The organism is Acetobacter tropicalis (assembly GCF_030644465.1).
GTDB lineage: Bacteria > Pseudomonadota > Alphaproteobacteria > Acetobacterales > Acetobacteraceae > Acetobacter > Acetobacter tropicalis.
The window spans coordinates 1,003,825-1,021,414 of the sequence record NZ_JAUYUW010000001.1 but is presented as its reverse complement, the minus strand read 5'-3'; the positions used below and the strand labels follow the sequence as shown (position 1 = coordinate 1,021,414).

The window sequence follows — 17,590 nt, the reverse complement described above, 5'->3', positions numbered from 1 at the left end:
TGAGCCCTGAGCCCTGAGCCCTGAGCCCTGAGCCCTGAGCCCTGAGCCCTGAGCCCTGAGCCCTGAGCCCTGAGCCCTGAGCCCTGAGCCCTGAGCCGAATAAAAAATTATCGGCGGGACGGGGCGGTGCGATTTTCCAGGACGGGGGTGGCCAGTGCGCCAAACAGCAGGCCCATGGTGCCCCACAGCACAAGCTGCATGCCAATGGAGGCTTCCCGAAAGCGCCAGAGCACAACAGCAGGAAAGCCATCGGGCACTTCATTCACATCGGGCAGGCCAAACTGCACCAGTGCAATCAGCGCGATAAACAGCCCTGCTCCGCAGAGGGTGCCGGTCCATGCGCCGCGCGTCTGCGTGATTTTCTGGCCAATCAGCGTGGCAATAGCGGCCACGGAAATGGAAAGGCCGATCATGGCAAAGTAGGTGGCGGTGCGGAACGCCAGCGTGGCGTGCATCCCTACGGCGGGCGGATTGGGCGGGTATTTCAGGTCTGGCACCAGCACCACGGTCAGGAATCCGGCCCCGGCCAGCAGCAGCGCCAGCGCGCGAGGAGACCACAGATTCAGCCGCCCGTAGGCATAGGCAAACACCAGCGCAAACAGACCGCCAAAGCCGGTGCCATACAGTACAACAGCCGTCAGCAGCCCGTAGCTGGCCTGCACCGTGCGGCTGACCAATTCCGGCTCCGCAGCATGATGGGTGGCTTCCGCCGCGTGGCGGGAGGCTTCAAACGCAATGGCGAGGGCAACCTGTGGCTCGCCAAAAATGCGGGCGAACAGAAAGGCAAGCGCTGCGGCCGCGCAGCCAGCCAGCATGCCACGGCCCAGTAATCGTCCAGCGATCATGAATGGAAAAAATGCGGCTTAGTGGCAGGGAAAGCCGAGCAGATGCCGCCCATCATGCACAAATTCATGCACTTCCTGCCCGGAGATCAGGGAGATGGCACCCTGTTCCGCCCCAACAAAATACAGCAGCACAACAGACAGAACCAGCCCGAACACGGCCCATGGCAGCAGGGCCTGAACCGGAATGGCAACCGGAGCCGGAAGGGCAATTGCGCGTGCACGGGTATGAGGAGTGGGGTGAGGCATAAGAATCAGGCTCCGCTGGTAAAAACGCGTTCCGCGGTGGAAAACAGACTGTTTCGGAGGTCTGACTTCCAGCCTGATCAGCTTGAGGCTGACCAAACGGGTTACAGTGGCGCGACCGTGCCGGAGTCTCACCGGCTTCCCCAAAACCAATGCCCTATGGTGAACGGCGCGGAGGGGAGTGTCAATTGTGGAATAGGATAGTCAGGGCAGCCAGAACCAGACAGTCTGCCACAGTGGCGGCCGCCCCCAGCACATCACCCGTATAGCCTGCCAGATGCTTGCGGGCGGAACGCGCAACCAGCCAACCAGAGAGCCCCGCCGCGCTGATGACAAGACCCAGCGCTGGTGCCAATCGCCAGAAAAGAGGCTGGTTTTCCGGCAGCACCGGCTGCTGTGAGGCGCTGTTTATCAGGCCGGTCATCAGCAGGGCTGCGAGCAAAAGAGCAAAACTCTGTGCTACTGCAAAAGCACCACGGGGCAGCGGCGAGAGGGATCGCGCCAGCCCATCTGGCCGGGCAGGCGGGAGTAAACGCGGCAGCCAGAGCAGTGTGGCCCGGCTGAGCAAACCGGCAAGCGCCAGCCCGCCAACAAGGGCCGGGGCGGGTAAGGCCGCCATGGCTCCGGCACGCACCAACAGGTTCAGGCACAGGGCCAGAACGCCATAACTGCCAATGCGGCTGTCCCGCATGATCTCCAGTTTGCGTTCCCGTGCGTGCGTGCCGTAGCTGTCCGCCATGTCGGCCAGACCATCTTCATGAAACGCGCCGGTCAGGGCGCTTTGTGCCGCCAGCGCCAGCCCAGCGGCGGGCAGGGCGGCCACATGCATGGCTTCCAGCCCCCATGCCATGCTGCCGGTGAACGCGCCCACGGCCCCCCCCACCAGTGGCCAGCACCACAGGGAACGGGCCAGCGGCCATGGTCCGCTTTGGGCGCGCTGGCGGGCGCTGAGCAACCCGTTGATGGGCAGGCGTGTCAGCAGCCCGATGCCGCAGGCCAGATCCAGCCGGATACGGCTGAACAGGCTCTCGGCAAAGGGGCCGGTGCGTGTCATGCGCGCTCGGAGACCGCCGCCTGCGTGAACGTGGCCATGCCCGTGTGGCAGGCCAACGCCGCCCGCACAATGGGCACCGCCAGCGCCGCACCGGAGGCCTCGCCCAGTCTCAGGTCCAGATCAAGCAGCGGGCGCAGCCTTACCGCCCGCGCCAGCCGGGCGTGCCCTGTCTCTGCCGAGCAATGGGAGAGCCATGTATGGGCCAAGCCGTGCTCGGCCAACCGGGCCAGAGGTGCCACGGCGGCGGTGCAGACGTACCCATCCAGCATGACCGGCACGTTTTTGTGGCGGGCTGCCAGCGTGGCCCCCAGCAGGGCTGCCAGTTCATACCCGCCCAGTGCGCGGGCGGTTTCAAGCGGGTCACCCAGCAGGGCGGCGTTGTGGGTCAGCGCGGTTTCAATCACGCGGGCCTTGTGCCGCACGCCTGCATCATCCAGCCCCGTGCCGCGCCCGGCCCACAGCATGGCGTCTCCACCAAACAGGGCTGCGGCAAGGGCTGCGGCCGCCGTTGTGTTGCCAATGCCCATCTCGCCAAGGCACAGTAGATCACATTCCTCGGGCACAGCGTTGTAGCCGGTCTGCACGGCCTTCAGAAAATCCATCTCCGTCATGGCGGGGCCGGTGGTGAAATCTGCCGTGGGGGCCAGATCATGCACCGGCACAACACGCAGTTCTGCCTGTGCCTGCCGTGCAAGCTGGTTGATGGCCGCGCCACCTTGGCGGAAGTTATGCACCATCTGCGTTGTCACTTCCGGCGGCCATGGCGAGACCCCTTGCGCCACCACGCCATGGTTGCCCGCGAACACCAGCACCAGAATATTTTCAAGCCGGGGCGTTCTGCGCTGCTGCCAGCCGCCCAGCCATGCGGTAAGGCCCTCAAGCTGGCCAAGGCTGCCGGCCGGTTTGGTCAGCGTTGCTTCCCGCATGGCAATGGCCTGCTGGCAGGCAGTATCCGGCGTGGGCAAGTGCTGGCAGGCGGCGTGCAGGTCCGACATGCTGGAGAACAGGCTTTGCGGGGGGGAGAGGGTGGAAAGTGGTGGCATGGCCTTATTGTGTGCTGTTATACGCGCCCATGCAAACGGAAGCAGAAAGCGGATAGCGTATGAACACGCTCAGGCTCAAGGCGGACCCCGGTATGCCATCGGCCAGCCAGACCATGCCCGAGGAGGAGTCTTCTGCCTCCCCCGCGCCGGATGTGGCGGAACAGCCCGCGCAGGAGAAGGGAGGGCTGCGCGCGGCCACACTGGTTCTGGGTGGTGCGCGGTCCGGCAAAAGCCGCCATGCGGAAGCGCTTATTACCGCGTTGCCCGCGCCATGGGTATATCTGGCCACAGGCCGCGCGTTTGATGCCGAGATGCAGGAGCGCATTGACCACCATAAAACCGGCCGTGCGGAAGGGTGGATAACGGTGGAGGAGCCGGTGGACGTTGCCCACGTGCTCCGTGCCCACGCCACCCAGCCCCTGCTGCTGGATTGCCTGACCCTGTGGCTGACCAACCTGCTGCTGGAAGAGCACGATATTCCCGCCGCAACCCAAAACCTGCTGGCGGCTCTGGGCGAACGTCAGGCCCCGACCGTTCTGGTGGGGAATGAGGTAGGATTGGGCATTGTGCCGGAAAACAAACTGGCCCGCCGCTTTCGGGATGAAGCGGGTTTTCTACACCAGACACTCGCCGCACAGGTAGGGCGCGTTCTGTTTGTAGCGGCCGGATTGCCCCTGGTGCTGAAAGAAACACCGCGCGATGAGGGCTAGGGCGGGAGCATGGCGTTGCCGAGCCATTTCAGGGAAAGCGGAGTGACGCCCATTGTTTCCCTGAGCACGGGTGGCGCAATGGCCAACCCGTTTCCGTTCAGCATGTCCTGCCCGAAATGAAAACCGGGCGATGTTTGCGGGACCACATAAAGAGGGATGTGGTCCCGCGCGGGCTTGCCGGAAGCGGGGCGGAGGCGAGGGCGCTCTGTGCTCAGAAGTCCAGACCCGCCTGAAGGAAGACATAACGCCCGATGGTATTCTGAGCATACATTGCCAGATCGGTATTGATCACGCCATCGGGCACAAACGGCGGTTTTTTATCAAGAATGTTATTGACGCCAGCTACAAAATTCCAGTCCTTCAGCCTGTAGCCCAGCGTGACATCATGTGTGAAGATACCCGGAACATTCCATGATCCCGCAGAGGACCGTGTCAGATCAACCGAGCCATTATTCAGCCGCATGCCGCTGGTGTAGTTCATCATGTAAGACAGGCTGAACGCTTTGTGTGACCATGTGGCCGTAGCGTAATCCGTAATGCGTGGGTGGCCTACACCGGCTCCGGCATAAGCACCGCCCCCGGTGTAGTAGAGGCGGCCTGTGCCGTTTCTGAAGGAAGAACCTGCATAGGGCTGAACATTGTAGCCTACCAGCCCCTGAAGGTTGTTGCTGAGGGTCAGCACATCCACCCGGCTGAGGCGCACACGGTAATCAAGATCAAAATCAATGCCATTTGTGGTCATCTGGCCAAGGTTCTGCGTGGTGGCGTTCACCATGGTAATCTGCCCGTTGCTGTCACGCGGGGAGATGTTGGCGCAATAGCCGGGGGAAGCGCCCGTGTAGCACTGGTCCACAATATACTGGGTGCCTACGGAGCCAATGGTGTTCTTGAGTGACGTATGCCAGTACTCAACCGATAGCGAGAGCCCCGGTGTCCACCGTGGCGTAATGACGGTGCCAAACGTGTAGGTTCGGCCAATTTCTGGTCCCAGTTTTGGGTTTCCGCCTTGCAGGCTGGGCAACTGGTTGGAATAGGCTTGTGTCACTTTTCCGGGCACGGCTCCGGCTTTCATACAGTTGGCAACAACAGTGGCTGCTGCTGCGCCGTAATAGTCAGGCCGTGTGCATGGGTCTATGGCGGCGGGAAAACCAACTGCCTGTCCACCATAAAGAGAATACACGCTGGGCTGGCGGAAGGAGGTGCCCAGGGTGGCGCGGAAGCGGATATCCCTGATGGGAGCCCAGTTGATGCTGACTTTCCAGTTTTCCGTATCGCCAAACGTATTGTAGCGGGACCAGCGGCCCTGTGCGTCAACAGTCAGATCCTTGGCAAAGGCCACATTATGCAAAAGCGGCAACTTGCCTTCCAGATACACTTCCGTTGCGTTAAAGCCGCCGCCTGTGTTGGAGGTATAGGAACCTGCAATATTGCCAGCCTGTACTTCCGGGTCCGCGTGGTAGGAAAGCTGTTCGCTATGGTGTTCCATGCCCAGCGCAATGCCAACGTTCCCACCCCCTTTGTAGGGTAGTTTGACGACATCATTGTTGTTGATACGGAGGTTGAAGTCGCGCAACTGGTAGGTGGAATGGTCAATTTCCGTATGCCGTGCGTAATCAACAGCCTCTTTGGGCCAGGTCTGGAACGGGTCAAACAGGGTGCACCCTGCCTGTGATGTGCAGACGGAGGGGTCATACCCGATGGAAGAGCCGTTTTGTGAAACACCCAGCTCCTGCAATATTTTGGCGTAATTCACCAATCCCTGCGTGCGCAGGGTGTTCTGCGTCATGCCGTAGGACATGGAGGCATCGTACTGCCAGTTGCCAATAATAGTACCGCTACCTCCGGCAATAACCTGATAGGAATCATTGGCGGAATCGTACGAACGTGGTCCGAATTCCACCGTCCGTTTGTAAAGTCCTACGTCCTTTCCCCACGCATTATAGGGGTTATCTGCTGGCAGCACGAAGGCAGATGGCAGAGAGTTTGCCCCCACGCTTCCCGTAAGAGGCTGGGCGGAAAGTTGCGCTTGGGATGTTTTGTGGGTGTAGCGCACATTGGCATACAGATTGAGATGTTTGTTGATCTCATAATGCGCATCCCCTGTCAGGGTGCCGCTTTGCATATATTGATACAGCGTGCCTTCCGGCCCGTAATTGTAGCGCTGGGCGGCAGTAAGTGGCGCAAAGCCCCCTTTACCATCGGGCCGAAGTTGCTGGCCGCCAACAAGGGCTGTGGCGGTGGGCGTAATACCAGACCCATACACAACAGAGCCACCGGGAGCGGGGTTGTTGATCTGCGGGTTATAGGCCCAGTCCCGGTCCCGCTGCATGATGGGGCCCTGGCTCAGATATTGGCCGCCAATGGTGATGTTGCCGCGGTCATGATCGAAATTGAAGCCCTTGATGCCGGAAATCATGCCCGTGCGGTTATCGCCGTACTGGGTGATTCCCCCTTTGACGGTAATATTGCCCGTGGTCATGTTGTGCTTGAGTTTGATGTTGATGACACCGGAAACAGCATCAGCCCCATAAAGTTCTGAGCCGCCATCTTTCAGGATTTCCACACTCTGCACCATGGAAACCGGAATCATGTTCAGATCCACGCAGGATGAGCCTGAACCTCCGTTCTGAACCTGCCTCTTGCCATCTACCAGAACCAGCACGCGCGAGGCACCCAGATTGCGGATATCCGGACAGGCAATACCGCCGCCGCCATTGGTTGTGGTGTTGTAGCTGCCGCCGCTGCCCATGGACGGCAGGCGCTGAAGATAATCGGACAGTGTGGTGGCAGAGGTTCGCTGAATATCTTTTGCAGTAATAATCTGCACAGGGTTGGCATTGGAGTTATTGGAAGAACGCAACATGGAGCCCGTAACAACCACGTTTTCAGGAGATGTGCTGCGGGTTTCCTGCTGATCCGCAACGTGAAGCAGGCTTTTCTGCGTGGTTTTTTTGGATGTGGTCGTGCTGTATTGCGTGGCAGGAGCAGTTGGCGCCTGTGCCGTTTCCGCGTGCGCCAGGCCAGCCTGAAGCGGGGAGAAAATAGCAAACAGACTGAAGCTGGATGCCGAATGCAGCAGGATGTTCCGTAGGGTTTTACAGCGCATGATCAGAACATCTCCAGAGAAAGGGCTATGCAGGACGGACAGGTTGGGTACTATTTGTTCCGGGTTTTTAATATATTTCCTGCAAAGCCCGTTTCACGGCAATTTCATATTGTTCTGCGTTACATAACTTTGGGTTATAGTGAGATGGCGGGATAAGTATTTTTGGTATTCGAGAGAATGCGTCAGAATAAAAACAGGCAAAGTGCAGTATTGCGTTGGTCTGAAGGGGAGACCGTCTTTGGCCGTTGAAGGAGCATGTCCACGGCCACTTTCTTGCTCTCGTATCATAAAAAAGGCCACAGAAGCGGTGGTGCGTTCTGTGGCCAGCCGATGGGTGTGAGATCAGATCACATCAGATGCGATCCACAGCCTTGCGGCCGAGGGCGGGGTCATCGGTAAAGAAACCGTCCAGCCCCATATCCAGATAGCGGCGTATTTCGGCTATGGAGCCTTCCACATTGCGGGCGGCGTCTCCTTCACTGTTCCGAAGCTGGCGTGGTAAAAACTTGTTTTCCGGGCGGCAGGTATAGGCATGCACCAGCAGGCCTGCGGCGTGGGCGTCATCCACCAGAGTGGTTGGTTCCTGCCATGCGCCTTGTGCGTCACGCGGGATAAGGTCTGTCAGGGAAGGGCCGATGACATCAGCATAGATGCGGATATCTTTCAGCCCATCCGGTTTCATCAGATCACCAAAGGTCGTTTTCTGTCCTTTGGCGGCAAGATCAGGCGGGGTCTGGTTGCGTTCGCCCATCAGGAACATCAGCCGAGCCTGCGGGTTGATGGCTTTTACGGCGTCTTTCAGGCGGCGCAGGTTTGTTGTTTCAAATGACTGCACTTCAAGCGGCGCGAATTGAGTGTAACGGTGTGCGGCAACAATGCGCAGGAAAGTGGCTTCCGGGTCAAACCCCAGCGCATGGAAATGCGTGGAATTCTTTACTTCGGGTATCAGGCCAATGACGCGGCCCCGTGCTGCGGATTCCGCCGCCACAAAGTCGATCATTTCCTCAAAGGTGGGAATATCAAACTGGCCATTATAGCGGGTGTTGTGCACGCGTAGGGTGGCAAGGCGTTCACGCGCGCGCAGCGTTTTCAGTTCCGCCAGCGTGAAATCTGTGGTGAACCAGCCCGTCTGCTGCCGGCCATCAATGCTCAGGGTGCGGCGGCGGTTGGCAAAGTCCGGCCTGTCTGCAACATCCGTGGTTTCTGCAATATTGCTTTCATGGCGGCAGACCAGAATACCATCCTTGGTTGGCACAAGGTCTGGTTCTACAAAATCCGCACCATCTGCAATGGCTTTTGCATAGGACGCCAGCGTGTGTTCCGGGCGCTGGGCAGAGCAGCCACGGTGTGCGAACACAAGTGGCTTTGGCACCAGAGATGGAGCCGCCCAGCTACGGGTGGCGCCCAGAACGCTGGCCGCGCATGTGGCGGCCAGAACGGAACGGCGGGAGAAATCAGCCATATAAAACCCCTTAGAACGTTGCGCTGAGTGTAAGGAAATACATGCGCGGCGCAATGGGGAAGGCGGTGTACTGGCCAGCGGCGTTGTTGGTGTTCAGGGTGGACCAGCCTTTCTCGTTTGTCAGGTTGGTGATGTTGCCCTGCACATGCAGGGAGCGGATATGCGGAATACCCTTGATGTCATACCCTGCGTTCAGGCTGAACAGGGCGTAAGCGCTGGCGTGCAGATCATTGGTGAAGGTGGTGTAACGTTTGCCAACCACATCGCCAATAAACTGGGCATCAAAATTGCCCCAGCGGGTGGAGGCCACAAATTTTTCGGTCCAGTTGGGCACGCCCGCAACGTTCCTGCCTGCGGTGTGCACCACGTTCGCGCCGTTCATGTAGTTATCGTTATAAACGGATTTGTTGTAGGACAGCGCGTTATAAAATGAAAAATGCGGCCCGAACTGCGCGGTGAAGGAGAAATCCATCCCATCTGTGGAGACGGAGCCAACGTTGGTCAGTGTGGTGGCGCTGCCCACAATGGAGGAAAGTGTCTGGGTGGAGGCCACGGCCAGCAGACGGTTTGAGAAGTGGACGTGGTAATATTCAAGCTGGCCGCTGATATTTGTCAAAGGCCCGGCGTTCAGGTGCCGGTTGGTCCGGAAGCCTGTTTCATATGTCCAGGATGTTTCTGGTTTGCCGTGGTTCTTGAAGTCTTCAAACGCTGCCTGACTGGTAACACCCCATGGGGTTGCGTTGCCATAACCGGAGGCCGCAAAGGAGCGCATGTTTTCCTGAATGTTGGCAAACCACTGTTCATGCGGCGTGATGTTCCACAACGCGCCAAAGGCGGGCAGAAATGGCCGGACAGAAGCAATGGTACCACCGGGCACGGTTATGGCCGTGCTGGGGGAAAGGGAGCCCGGAAGCCCCGCCACGGGCAAGGTGCCGTTGGTGTAAACCAGTTCAGACTTGAAACCCGCATTCAGCGTGAAGTTCTTTGAAATCTTCCACGTATCCTGCAAATGCGTGGTCCAGGTGTTGGTGTAGAAATAGTTGGTGTACTGGTTGATTAAGGCGTTCTGCTGGCGCTCATAAGGGGTGGTGGGGTTGTTGACATCAAACGGATACCACCGCCGCGCCTGCGTGTTGTTGTTGCGTTCATACCAGCCGCCCAGTTCAATGGTGTGCTGGCCAACATGGTAGCGCAGCGTGCTGGTAATACCGCCCCGGTTATCCCAGTATTCCGTGGTGCGGGTGGCCATGCCGGAGCCGCCAAACACATCTGAAAGCTGAGAGGAGGACTGGTTGGGGAAATAGGCAGAGAACAGCGTGGGCAGCCCTGCTGCCGTAATGGGGCCTGCCACAACACCTTCACCCAGATCATGATGATAATAGATGTTGGTGTCCCATTTCAGGTTGTCACTGAAATCATGGTGCCAGTTGGCGTACATCAGGTAATCCTGACGTTGCGCGGCGGAGTAATAGTTGCGGTAGTTCAGACCCGCAGAGGTATAGGCGGGCGAATTCTGATAATATTTGATGGCTTCATTCAGGTTGGGATACATGAAGGGCCGCACGTAAAGGGAGCCCCCGTTGGGCATGACAATGCCGTCTTCATTGGGTTCCACTTTTTGAGACCAGTCAAAAAACACACTGATTTTGTTTTTCTCGTCCTGATGCACAAATTTGGCGTTAACCTGATTGCCGCCCTGATGGCCTGCAAAATCCCACGCGCGGGCGTCCTGCCGCGCCCAGGAGACATAGGCGGAGTTGCCGTTGCCAAAATCACCCGTGTCGATACGGGCAAAGGTGCGGAAGGTGGACCAGCTACCAAAGGTCTGGTTCAACTGGCCGCCCAACTGGTGCCTTGGGTCTTGCGATGAGAATTCAAGCGTGCCGCCAAGGTTACTGGTGGAGGCCGTGCCCAGTGCGCCCGCGCCGGTGGAGACCGAGGCAGAGCCCACATTTTCACTGATAACGGCGCGCTGCGGGGAGAGGCCGTTATAGTTCCCGTAATCCTGATCCCCCAGCGGGATGCCATCAAGCGTGTAACCAAGCTGGTTTTTGGCAAACCCGTGGATGAACAGGGAGGAGTTCTGCTCGTTATTGCCCCATGGGTCCGCATTGTTGAACACAACACCGGGCAGAATTTGCAGGGCCTTGATGGGGTTGATGCCGGGCAGGGTGCGCTGCATCTGAATATGGCCCACCGTCTGCTCGGACCGGCTGTGGCGGCCGGTGGCAATAATCTGTTCTTCCGCACTGGCATGGGTCGCCTTACGTGCGCCACCAGTCTTGCGCGAGGTAACGGCTGCGGGTGCCGTGGCCACAGGTGTGGCGGCAGGGGCTGCCGGGGTAGCCGTCGGGACTGCCTGCGCCGCATGGCGAGACGTATGATGCGTTTTGGAGGGGGTAGCCGCATGGGCCACGGAAAACGCCAGTGGAGAACAGAACAACCACAGAGCTGTACGACGGGGAGAAGACAGAAAATGCATGAAAATGCTGTGCCCTGGATGGTTAGAAGCCCCTGCTTCATAAAAATGAAAGCCGTTGAATAAGAGTGACACTTTTATGAAAAAGGCCGTTCTGTGCGGGTGTGCGGCGTTCGTGTCACAGTCACATCATGAAAAAAGCGGAAAAGTCATTCCGGGGTTGACAGCCGGAACGGGAAGATTGGTTGCGCGTTGTGACTCTATCCGGGCCACGTGATGTTGCCGGAGGAGCAGGCACGTCCTGCTTATGGAAACCCCGGACGGTTTCCCGTGCTGCGCCGTGGCGTACCCGCAGACGGGTGCCCGCTTGCATCTGCGGGCTGATGGTGCTCTCTGCTAGTGCCAAAAGGCGGCGTCATGGTGGCTCGCTTGTCCAGACTATGAGAGATGCGCATGTCAGATGAATTCTTGAACGTACAGCTTCTGATATCCGGCAAATGGCGGGATGCTGAGGGCGGCCGTACCCTGCCGGTGCAGGACCCTGCCACCGGGGAGGAGATCGGCAAGGTGGCGCATGCCTCCAAGGCGGATCTGGCGCAGGCGGCTGAAGGCGCGGCCAAGGGGTTTGATGCCTGGCGCGCCCTTACGGCGTGGGATCGGTTTGTGATCATGCGCAAGGCGGCCGATCTGCTGCGTGAACGCGCCCAGAGCATTGGCCGGATCATGAGCCGGGAGCAGGGCAAGCCGCTTGAGCAGGCCATTCTTGAGATCAAGGGCGCTGCCGGTGTCATTGACTATTTTGGTGAGGAAGGCCGCCGCCTGAATGATGTGCTCATTCCGCCGCGTGTGCGCCATGTAGAACAGCGCGTGCTGCACCGGCCTGTTGGCGTGGTGGCGGCGTTTACACCGTGGAACTTCCCCATCAACCAGATTGCCCGCAAACTGGGCGCGGCGCTGGGCGCGGGCTGTGCCGTGATTGTAAAGGCACCGGAAGACACCCCGGCATCTCCCGCTGAACTGCTGCGGGCGTTTCTGGATGCAGGCGTGCCGGAAGGGGCCGTCTCTCTGGTGTATGGCGACCCGGCTGAAATCTCGGAATATCTGATTGCGCATCAGGTGGTGCGGAAAATCTCCTTTACTGGCTCAACGCCGGTGGGCAAGCATCTGGCGTCTCTGGCTGGTGCGCAGATGAAGCCCGTCACTATGGAACTGGGTGGCCACGCGCCGGTTATTGTCTGCGCGGATGCGGATCTGGATGTTGCGGCCGAGCGGCTTTCTGCGGCCAAATTCCGTAATGCAGGGCAGGTGTGTATTGCCCCCACGCGCTTCCTGCTTGAAAAAAGCATTGCCCCGGCGTTTGTGGAAAAGTTTCAGGCCCGCATGAACAGCCTGAAAATTGGCCGTGGCGTGGATGATGGTGTGACGCTTGGCCCGTTGGTCAACCCCCGCCGCGTAAAAGCCTTACAGGAACTGGTGGAAGATGCCCGCGCCAAAGGCGGCAAGATCTGGCAGGCTGAAACGCCTCTACCCAACGAGGGCTGCTTCTTCCCCCCCACGCTGGTGCTGGACCCCAACCTGTCCATGCGCGTGATGCAGGAAGAACCGTTTGGCCCGCTGGCCATTGTGTCTGAATTCACGGATCTGGCAGATGCGGTAAAGGAAGCCAACCGCCTGCCTTACGGTCTGGCAGCCTATGCCTATACCCGTAACGAGCGCACGCAGCGCCTGCTGGGCGAGGCCGTGGAAGCCGGTATGGTGGCTATCAATCACCATGGTATTGGTGTGCCGGAAGTGCCGTTTGGCGGCATCAAGGATTCCGGTTACGGCACGGAAGGGGGGCCGGAAGCCCTGCGCGCCCACACCATTCTCAAGCTTGTATCCAGCCAGCATGTGAAGGCGGATTTCTGATCCACGCTACGCGCCGTGCAATAAGGAAAAGGGCGGTCTTCGGGCCGCCCTTTTTTTGTGTCCCCGTACCCACCCTCACTGAAAAAGCAGAAACCTGTTCATGGTTGTAAAGTGTGAGCAGTGCTCTGTTCTGGTGTGCTCGGTGCAAGGCATGCGGTGTGTTCGGATTTGAACCGCAGGCGGCCCCTCGCCATCCCAGGAGTCTCGGTCTAACCCTTCCGAGGGGGTTGAACACGCTTTTCTGTTTCTCAGTTACCGACGGCGCGTATCATAGCGTCATAAGGTCCACCGTCCAGTTGGCGGACTGGATTTTCACATCAAGATCCCGCAGGTCACGCGAGAGTTTGTCTGCCTTCTTCTGCAGGGCCGCCACGTTCATGGTGGGCACAAACCGGATTTCAGAACGTGTCTGGGCCGCGCGGGTGACGGTTGCGGCACTGGCAATGTCCTGCACCACGCTCACCAGAGCGCGCAGGCGGTCACGCTCGGCCAGTGCGTCTGTCATGGTGCCGCTTTCAAACGGAGTATGAGCGTTTGTGTGGTTGATGGCGCAGATCAGGGTGCGCAGTTCCAGCGCGCTTTCTTCATACTGGGTCAGAAGGGCGTTGGGGTCTTCTGCCGGGTGCTCTCCCTCCTGCACCAATGTATTCCGTTTGATGCGTGCATGAAGCTGCCCCTGTCGCTTCTGAAGATCTCCACGCAGAACAAGGGCTTCAGCAAGCTTCATCAGGGTATCCTTTCCATTTTGTCAGCCCACGCTATGCTGGGGGTGGTGTCTTGGCAAGCGTCCAGGCTCGTCATGTTGGGGTAGCTTCTCGCGGAACAGAGCAGACGTATGGCAGCCAATTCCCCAGTTGTGGGGCCGTGGGTAAAACTGCCCTATGGGATACGCAGGATGGTTTCACGTGAATCATATAGGCCGATCCCGCCGCGTTGAGTGCTGTGACTGAGTCCGTTTTCGGGTGTGGTCCAGATCGACACACGCAGTCCCTCTTTTTGGAGCGCGGAGGTTCACGGTCTTGGCTCCCTGTACCGAGCGAATAGCGGAGAGAGCAACCGTCAGAAACAGTGCTTATGTATGTTATAAAACAAAGGCAGAAACTAAAGCAAAGGCAGAAACCGAACCCGAACCCTTGTCGCCGCTTCAATGGGGTGGCCGGGCCGGATGCTGCCAGGCAGGTGCGGAGTGTGCGGCGCGGTTGGTTGGGTCTTCCCAATCGGAAGTGAGGGCTTGGGATGGGGGCAGAGAAGTGTCTGTCCTCTGAATGGTGGAATGGCCTTGGCAGAACGTTGGCAACGCATGATAATCCGCCCGACGAACGCTGATGAGGCACGGGCTATTTTTCTCTCGCTGGACATTTTTGCCACCATACGGGTTGGATTGTAGCATCATGAAACGCACGGCTGATCTTCCGCGCCACCCACCGCCTGTTGTGGGCTTTTCAGATTGCTATGTTGGCGGCTTTGTGGATGGCTTCCACACGCATGACCGCGGGCAACTCTCGGTGTTTCAAGCCGGGACGGTTACGGTCAATACACAAACCGGCAGTTTCGTGCTCGGCCCCGGTCAGGGGATGTGGATTCCCGCCAACACGCTTCATGAAGCCACCTGCCGGACCGATCTGGTGTTTCAGGTCATTTATGTTGATCCGTCCCTTATCGGGGCAGATCTTGCGTGCAAGATGTTTGATGTCTCCTCCCTGATGCGCGGGCTTGTGGATGAGATCATTGCCATGCGGTTTGATTTCACCATGGATGAGCGCATGTCCGCCATCGCCCGGCTGCTAGTTGATGAAATAGGCCGCGCACCTCGCATTGCCGAGCGGGTACTTTTTCCGATGGACCACCGCCTGCGCCGGGTGTGTGAGGCTATTATCGCCCAACCGGGGGACTGCCACGATATTGACCACTGGGCGCGGGAGGCGGGCATGGCGCGGCGTACGTTCACCCGCCTTTTTCAGGTGGAGATGGGCATGGGGTTTGCCGCATGGCGGCGCAGGGTGCGTGTGATAGAAGCCGCATCCCGCATTGCGGCTGGCCAGTCGATCGCGGAAGTTGCGTTTGATCTTGGCTATGAGAATGCCGGCAGCTTCAGCACCATGTTCCACCGTACCTTCGGCGTTGCGCCCAGCACGCTACGCTTTGGCTCAGCACCGCTATCGCGCCCCTGAAACAGAGGGCGCGTTGACCCCGGCCCAGTGGCGGGGCTGTTTCTGCTGTGTCTCCAACCACCATCCCAAACCTGATCTTTACGCTCATACCCTATGCCGGGTTCCCGTCTCAGGCAGGCCCGATATCGGCGATCAGGCAGAATGTGCTCGCATTCGGGCCAAGGACGGGTTCGTTGCTTGATGCACCTTCCAAACGCCGTTATGTGCGCAACTAAGTATCATTCTTAAAAACAGATATCCATCACCTCCCCGCCTGCGGGAGCAGTTGGTCATGAAACGAGTTGGGTATGCAGCGCAGCAGGATCATCTATACGCTTCTTTTTTTCTTCGCCTTGAATGATACGGCTCTGGCGGCTGATCAGGAGAAAAAAAGCAACGAGGTTCAGGAAACCGGAACCGCTTCATCCGGAAAACACGCGACCGGAAAGGCAAAAAAGCGCGGCGCAGAGTCAGAACAGGTTGAAGTGCGAGGCCGTAAAAGCTCAACCATTGCCTCTGCCGCCACAAAAACAAATACGCCCCTCGTCGAGACAGCGCAGTCTGTCAGCGTCATCACGCGGGACGAGATGGATACGCGTGGCGTGCTGACCCTCAATCAGGCCGTGCGCTACACCGCAGGCATCACTGCTGATACACGTGGTGGAGAAGGGACACGCTATGATCTTTTTGATCTGCGCGGCTTTACTGTACCAACCTTTCTTGATGGGCTGAAGTTTCAGGATAGCCCGACGGGTTTTGCTGTAGCCCAGACCGATACCTTCCGCCTTGAGCGTGTTGAACTTCTCAAAGGGCCTGCGTCAGCCCTGTACGGGCAATCCAGCCCCGGCGGCCTGACAGCGCTATCAAGTAAATTGCCGACAGATCAACGGTTTTATGGAAGCGTCAACACAACCGGCGGCATGTTCGACCTCTACCGTGTTGATGCTGATGTTGGCGGTTTTGCAACAAATGATGGTCAGGTGCGCTACCGGCTTTACGGCACCGTGAATGGGCAGCACACACAACTGAGCAAGACGGGAAGCAGACGGTTCAGCATCAGCCCCTCCTTTACATTCGGGGGAGACGGACCAACCACCCTGACACTGTTGGGGAATTATCAGTACGATCCGGAAAGCGGTTCCTATGGCGGTCTGCCGCTGGTGGGGTCTCTCAAGCGGGCATCCTATGGTTTCCTGCCGCGCAATTTTTATGATGGTGACGTGCCTTCAGAAAAATTTAACCGCAGACAGGGGGCCATTACCTATATCTTCAACCATCGCTTCAATGATGACTGGAGTTTCAGCACGCGGGGCCGGTATGATGATATCCGGACCATATATCGCAGTGTCTATAATAATGGCTATTATGATAGTGATGATGGCACCAGTGGCCAAATGCTGTCCCGCTCTGCCTACGGCACGCAGGAGCATACCTATAATCTGGCGTTTGACAGTCAATTCAAGGGGCATGTGCGCACCGGCCCGCTGAGCCATACGTTGATGTTCGGGTTTGACTACATGCAGCAGAAGGCAAGGGATGCGGAAGCCTACGCCGATGCGCCTGATCTGGACGTGCTGCACCCCGATTATCACATGATCATTCCCAATCTGGACCCTTATCAGAACTACGTGACCAATTCCCACCAGATTGGTGCTTATGGGCAGGACGAGCTTCGCTGGAAACGCTTTATTGTAACAGGCAGTATCCGTAATGACTGGTACCGTTCGCGTCAGATCGAGTCTATTAACCAAACTGATACCCGGCAGAATGCCAGCCAGATTACATGGCGCGCCTCTGGCCTCTATCACTTTGATTTCGGTCTTGCGCCCTATATCAGTTACTCCACGTCCTTCCAGCCGCAATCGGGCAATGTCTCCAATGATGGCGGCACAACAGAGCATCAGGCCAGTCCATCCATTGGCAAACAGCTTGAAGGGGGGCTGAAATATCAGATTCCCGGAACATCTGTTTTGCTGACAGCCGCTGGCTTCCATATTGAACAGAGCAATGTGCTGGTTTCCGTTCCCAACACGGGTTACAGCGTGCAAAGCGGGCTGGTTCATTCGGACGGGTTTGAGTTTGAAGCCCACGCGGAACCCTTCCGTAACCTTATGCTGACGGCCGCCGTCAGCGTCCAGAAGGTCAAGGATGACGCAACCGGAAAACCCTTGATCCAGTCGGGCAAGGGAAATGCCTCCCTGTTTGCGTTCTACACCATGCCGTCTGGGTCTCTGAAAGGTCTGGGGGTTGGTGGTGGCATGCGCTATTCGGCAAAGGTCTATGGTGGGGAAGCTACTTACGGAAGCGTGTGGCTGCCGCAATATGCCCTGTTTGATGCCTCCGTCAGCTATGATCTTTCAAACCTCTCCCACTCACTTCGGGGGTGGAAGGCGTCAGCAAGTGTGCGTAACCTCTTTGACCGGCATTATATCGCCAACTGCTTTGCCTATGGGTCTGATGGACAATACTGTTATTACGGAGAACGCCGCAACGCACAGGCCAGCATAGGGTACAGTTGGTAAGTCTCTTCTGAAAACAGCCTTTTTCAAAACTATCTGCTAACGGGCAGCGCGTGGTCTTTATGATGAAGGCCGCGCGCTTTTGCCGTTTGATGGTATGCTTTTCTGGCCATCATGCGTTGATCGTATCG

Annotated in this window: 13 protein-coding genes; 4 read left to right on the top strand and 9 right to left on the bottom strand. The window is 58.2% G+C overall.

Going from position 1 to position 17,590, the window contains the following annotated elements:
- Positions 1 to 107: 107 nt before the first annotated feature.
- From QWU00_RS04585 to cobT, 4 genes are all read right to left on the bottom strand, one after another.
- Positions 108 to 842, bottom strand: coding sequence for a CbtA family protein (locus QWU00_RS04585; RefSeq protein ID WP_035379933.1), 735 nt, complete (start codon positions 840 to 842; stop codon positions 108 to 110).
- A 21-nt stretch (positions 843 to 863) separates the two neighbouring features.
- Positions 864 to 1,091: a CbtB domain-containing protein gene (locus QWU00_RS04580; RefSeq protein WP_035379935.1), complete on the bottom strand. Its 228-nt coding sequence runs from the start codon at positions 1,089 to 1,091 to the stop codon at positions 864 to 866.
- A gap of 181 nt (positions 1,092 to 1,272) precedes the next feature.
- Positions 1,273 to 2,142: an adenosylcobinamide-GDP ribazoletransferase gene (locus QWU00_RS04575; RefSeq protein WP_035379855.1), complete on the bottom strand. Its 870-nt coding sequence runs from the start codon at positions 2,140 to 2,142 to the stop codon at positions 1,273 to 1,275.
- The gene (gene cobT, locus QWU00_RS04570; protein ID WP_392388277.1) at positions 2,139 to 3,137 is read right to left on the bottom strand and encodes a nicotinate-nucleotide--dimethylbenzimidazole phosphoribosyltransferase; all 999 of its coding nucleotides are present in this window, start codon (positions 3,135 to 3,137) and stop codon (positions 2,139 to 2,141) included. The genes QWU00_RS04575 and cobT overlap by 4 nt, the downstream gene beginning before the upstream one ends.
- Before the next feature lie 107 nt (positions 3,138 to 3,244).
- Between cobT and cobU the strand changes: the two genes are divergently transcribed.
- The gene (gene cobU / locus QWU00_RS04565; protein WP_231551666.1) at positions 3,245 to 3,895 is read left to right on the top strand and encodes a bifunctional adenosylcobinamide kinase/adenosylcobinamide-phosphate guanylyltransferase; all 651 of its coding nucleotides are present in this window, start codon (positions 3,245 to 3,247) and stop codon (positions 3,893 to 3,895) included.
- On the opposite strand, the gene QWU00_RS04560 is transcribed toward cobU, so the two are convergent.
- The 4 genes from QWU00_RS04560 to QWU00_RS04545 all read right to left on the bottom strand — a co-directional run bounded on the left by QWU00_RS04560 (position 3,892) and on the right by QWU00_RS04545 (position 10,945).
- Positions 3,892 to 4,041, bottom strand: coding sequence for a hypothetical protein (locus tag QWU00_RS04560; protein WP_304651026.1), 150 nt, complete (start codon positions 4,039 to 4,041; stop codon positions 3,892 to 3,894). The two genes, cobU and QWU00_RS04560, sit on opposite strands and share 4 nt — an antisense overlap.
- Positions 4,042 to 4,106: 65 nt before the next feature.
- On the bottom strand, positions 4,107 to 7,001 hold the full coding sequence (locus QWU00_RS04555) for a TonB-dependent receptor plug domain-containing protein (RefSeq protein ID WP_081939036.1): 2,895 nt from the start codon (positions 6,999 to 7,001) through the stop codon (positions 4,107 to 4,109).
- A 352-nt stretch (positions 7,002 to 7,353) separates the two neighbouring features.
- Positions 7,354 to 8,463, bottom strand: a complete 1,110-nt coding sequence (locus QWU00_RS04550; RefSeq protein ID WP_035379858.1) for a glycerophosphodiester phosphodiesterase family protein — start codon at positions 8,461 to 8,463, stop codon at positions 7,354 to 7,356.
- Positions 8,464 to 8,473: 10 nt separating this feature from the next.
- On the bottom strand, positions 8,474 to 10,945 hold the full coding sequence (locus QWU00_RS04545) for a TonB-dependent receptor (protein WP_035379938.1): 2,472 nt from the start codon (positions 10,943 to 10,945) through the stop codon (positions 8,474 to 8,476).
- Positions 10,946 to 11,335: 390 nt separating this feature from the next.
- Here QWU00_RS04545 and QWU00_RS04540 point away from each other — a divergent pair, with 390 nt between their 5' ends.
- The gene (locus QWU00_RS04540; protein ID WP_035379939.1) at positions 11,336 to 12,790 is read left to right on the top strand and encodes an NAD-dependent succinate-semialdehyde dehydrogenase; all 1,455 of its coding nucleotides are present in this window, start codon (positions 11,336 to 11,338) and stop codon (positions 12,788 to 12,790) included.
- Positions 12,791 to 13,058: 268 nt separating this feature from the next.
- Here the strand turns inward: QWU00_RS04540 and QWU00_RS04535 are convergent, their stop codons facing one another.
- Positions 13,059 to 13,517 (bottom strand): DIP1984 family protein, encoded by a 459-nt coding sequence (locus QWU00_RS04535; RefSeq protein ID WP_035379859.1) that lies wholly within the window; start codon positions 13,515 to 13,517, stop codon positions 13,059 to 13,061.
- 664 nt (positions 13,518 to 14,181) lie between these two features.
- Between QWU00_RS04535 and QWU00_RS04530 the strand changes: the two genes are divergently transcribed.
- Both QWU00_RS04530 and QWU00_RS04525 read left to right on the top strand, forming a co-directional pair.
- A complete protein-coding gene (locus tag QWU00_RS04530; RefSeq protein WP_006559132.1) occupies positions 14,182 to 14,961 on the top strand; it encodes an AraC family transcriptional regulator in 780 nt (259 codons plus the stop codon).
- 287 nt (positions 14,962 to 15,248) lie between these two features.
- Positions 15,249 to 17,462 carry a TonB-dependent siderophore receptor gene (locus tag QWU00_RS04525; protein ID WP_035379860.1) on the top strand — a complete coding sequence of 738 codons (2,214 nt, stop codon included), beginning with the start codon at positions 15,249 to 15,251 and terminating at the stop codon, positions 17,460 to 17,462.
- Positions 17,463 to 17,590 lie beyond the last annotated feature (128 nt).

Excerpts from the sequence above, each read along its gene's own strand:
- QWU00_RS04580 (WP_035379935.1), bottom strand. The coding sequence starts at position 1,091 with ATGCCTCACCCCACTCCTCATACCCGTGCACGCGCAATTGCCCTTCCG.
- QWU00_RS04575 (WP_035379855.1), bottom strand. The coding sequence starts at position 2,142 with ATGACACGCACCGGCCCCTTTGCCGAGAGCCTGTTCAGCCGTATCCGG.
- cobT (WP_392388277.1), bottom strand. The coding sequence starts at position 3,137 with ATGTCGGACCTGCACGCCGCCTGCCAGCACTTGCCCACGCCGGATACT.
- cobU (WP_231551666.1), top strand. The coding sequence starts at position 3,245 with ATGAACACGCTCAGGCTCAAGGCGGACCCCGGTATGCCATCGGCCAGC.
- QWU00_RS04555 (WP_081939036.1), bottom strand. The coding sequence starts at position 7,001 with ATGCGCTGTAAAACCCTACGGAACATCCTGCTGCATTCGGCATCCAGC.
- QWU00_RS04550 (WP_035379858.1), bottom strand. The coding sequence starts at position 8,463 with ATGGCTGATTTCTCCCGCCGTTCCGTTCTGGCCGCCACATGCGCGGCC.
- QWU00_RS04545 (WP_035379938.1), bottom strand. The coding sequence starts at position 10,945 with ATGCATTTTCTGTCTTCTCCCCGTCGTACAGCTCTGTGGTTGTTCTGT.
- QWU00_RS04540 (WP_035379939.1), top strand. The coding sequence starts at position 11,336 with ATGTCAGATGAATTCTTGAACGTACAGCTTCTGATATCCGGCAAATGG.
- QWU00_RS04535 (WP_035379859.1), bottom strand. The coding sequence starts at position 13,517 with ATGAAGCTTGCTGAAGCCCTTGTTCTGCGTGGAGATCTTCAGAAGCGA.
- QWU00_RS04530 (WP_006559132.1), top strand. The coding sequence starts at position 14,182 with ATGAAACGCACGGCTGATCTTCCGCGCCACCCACCGCCTGTTGTGGGC.
- QWU00_RS04525 (WP_035379860.1), top strand. The coding sequence starts at position 15,249 with ATGCAGCGCAGCAGGATCATCTATACGCTTCTTTTTTTCTTCGCCTTG.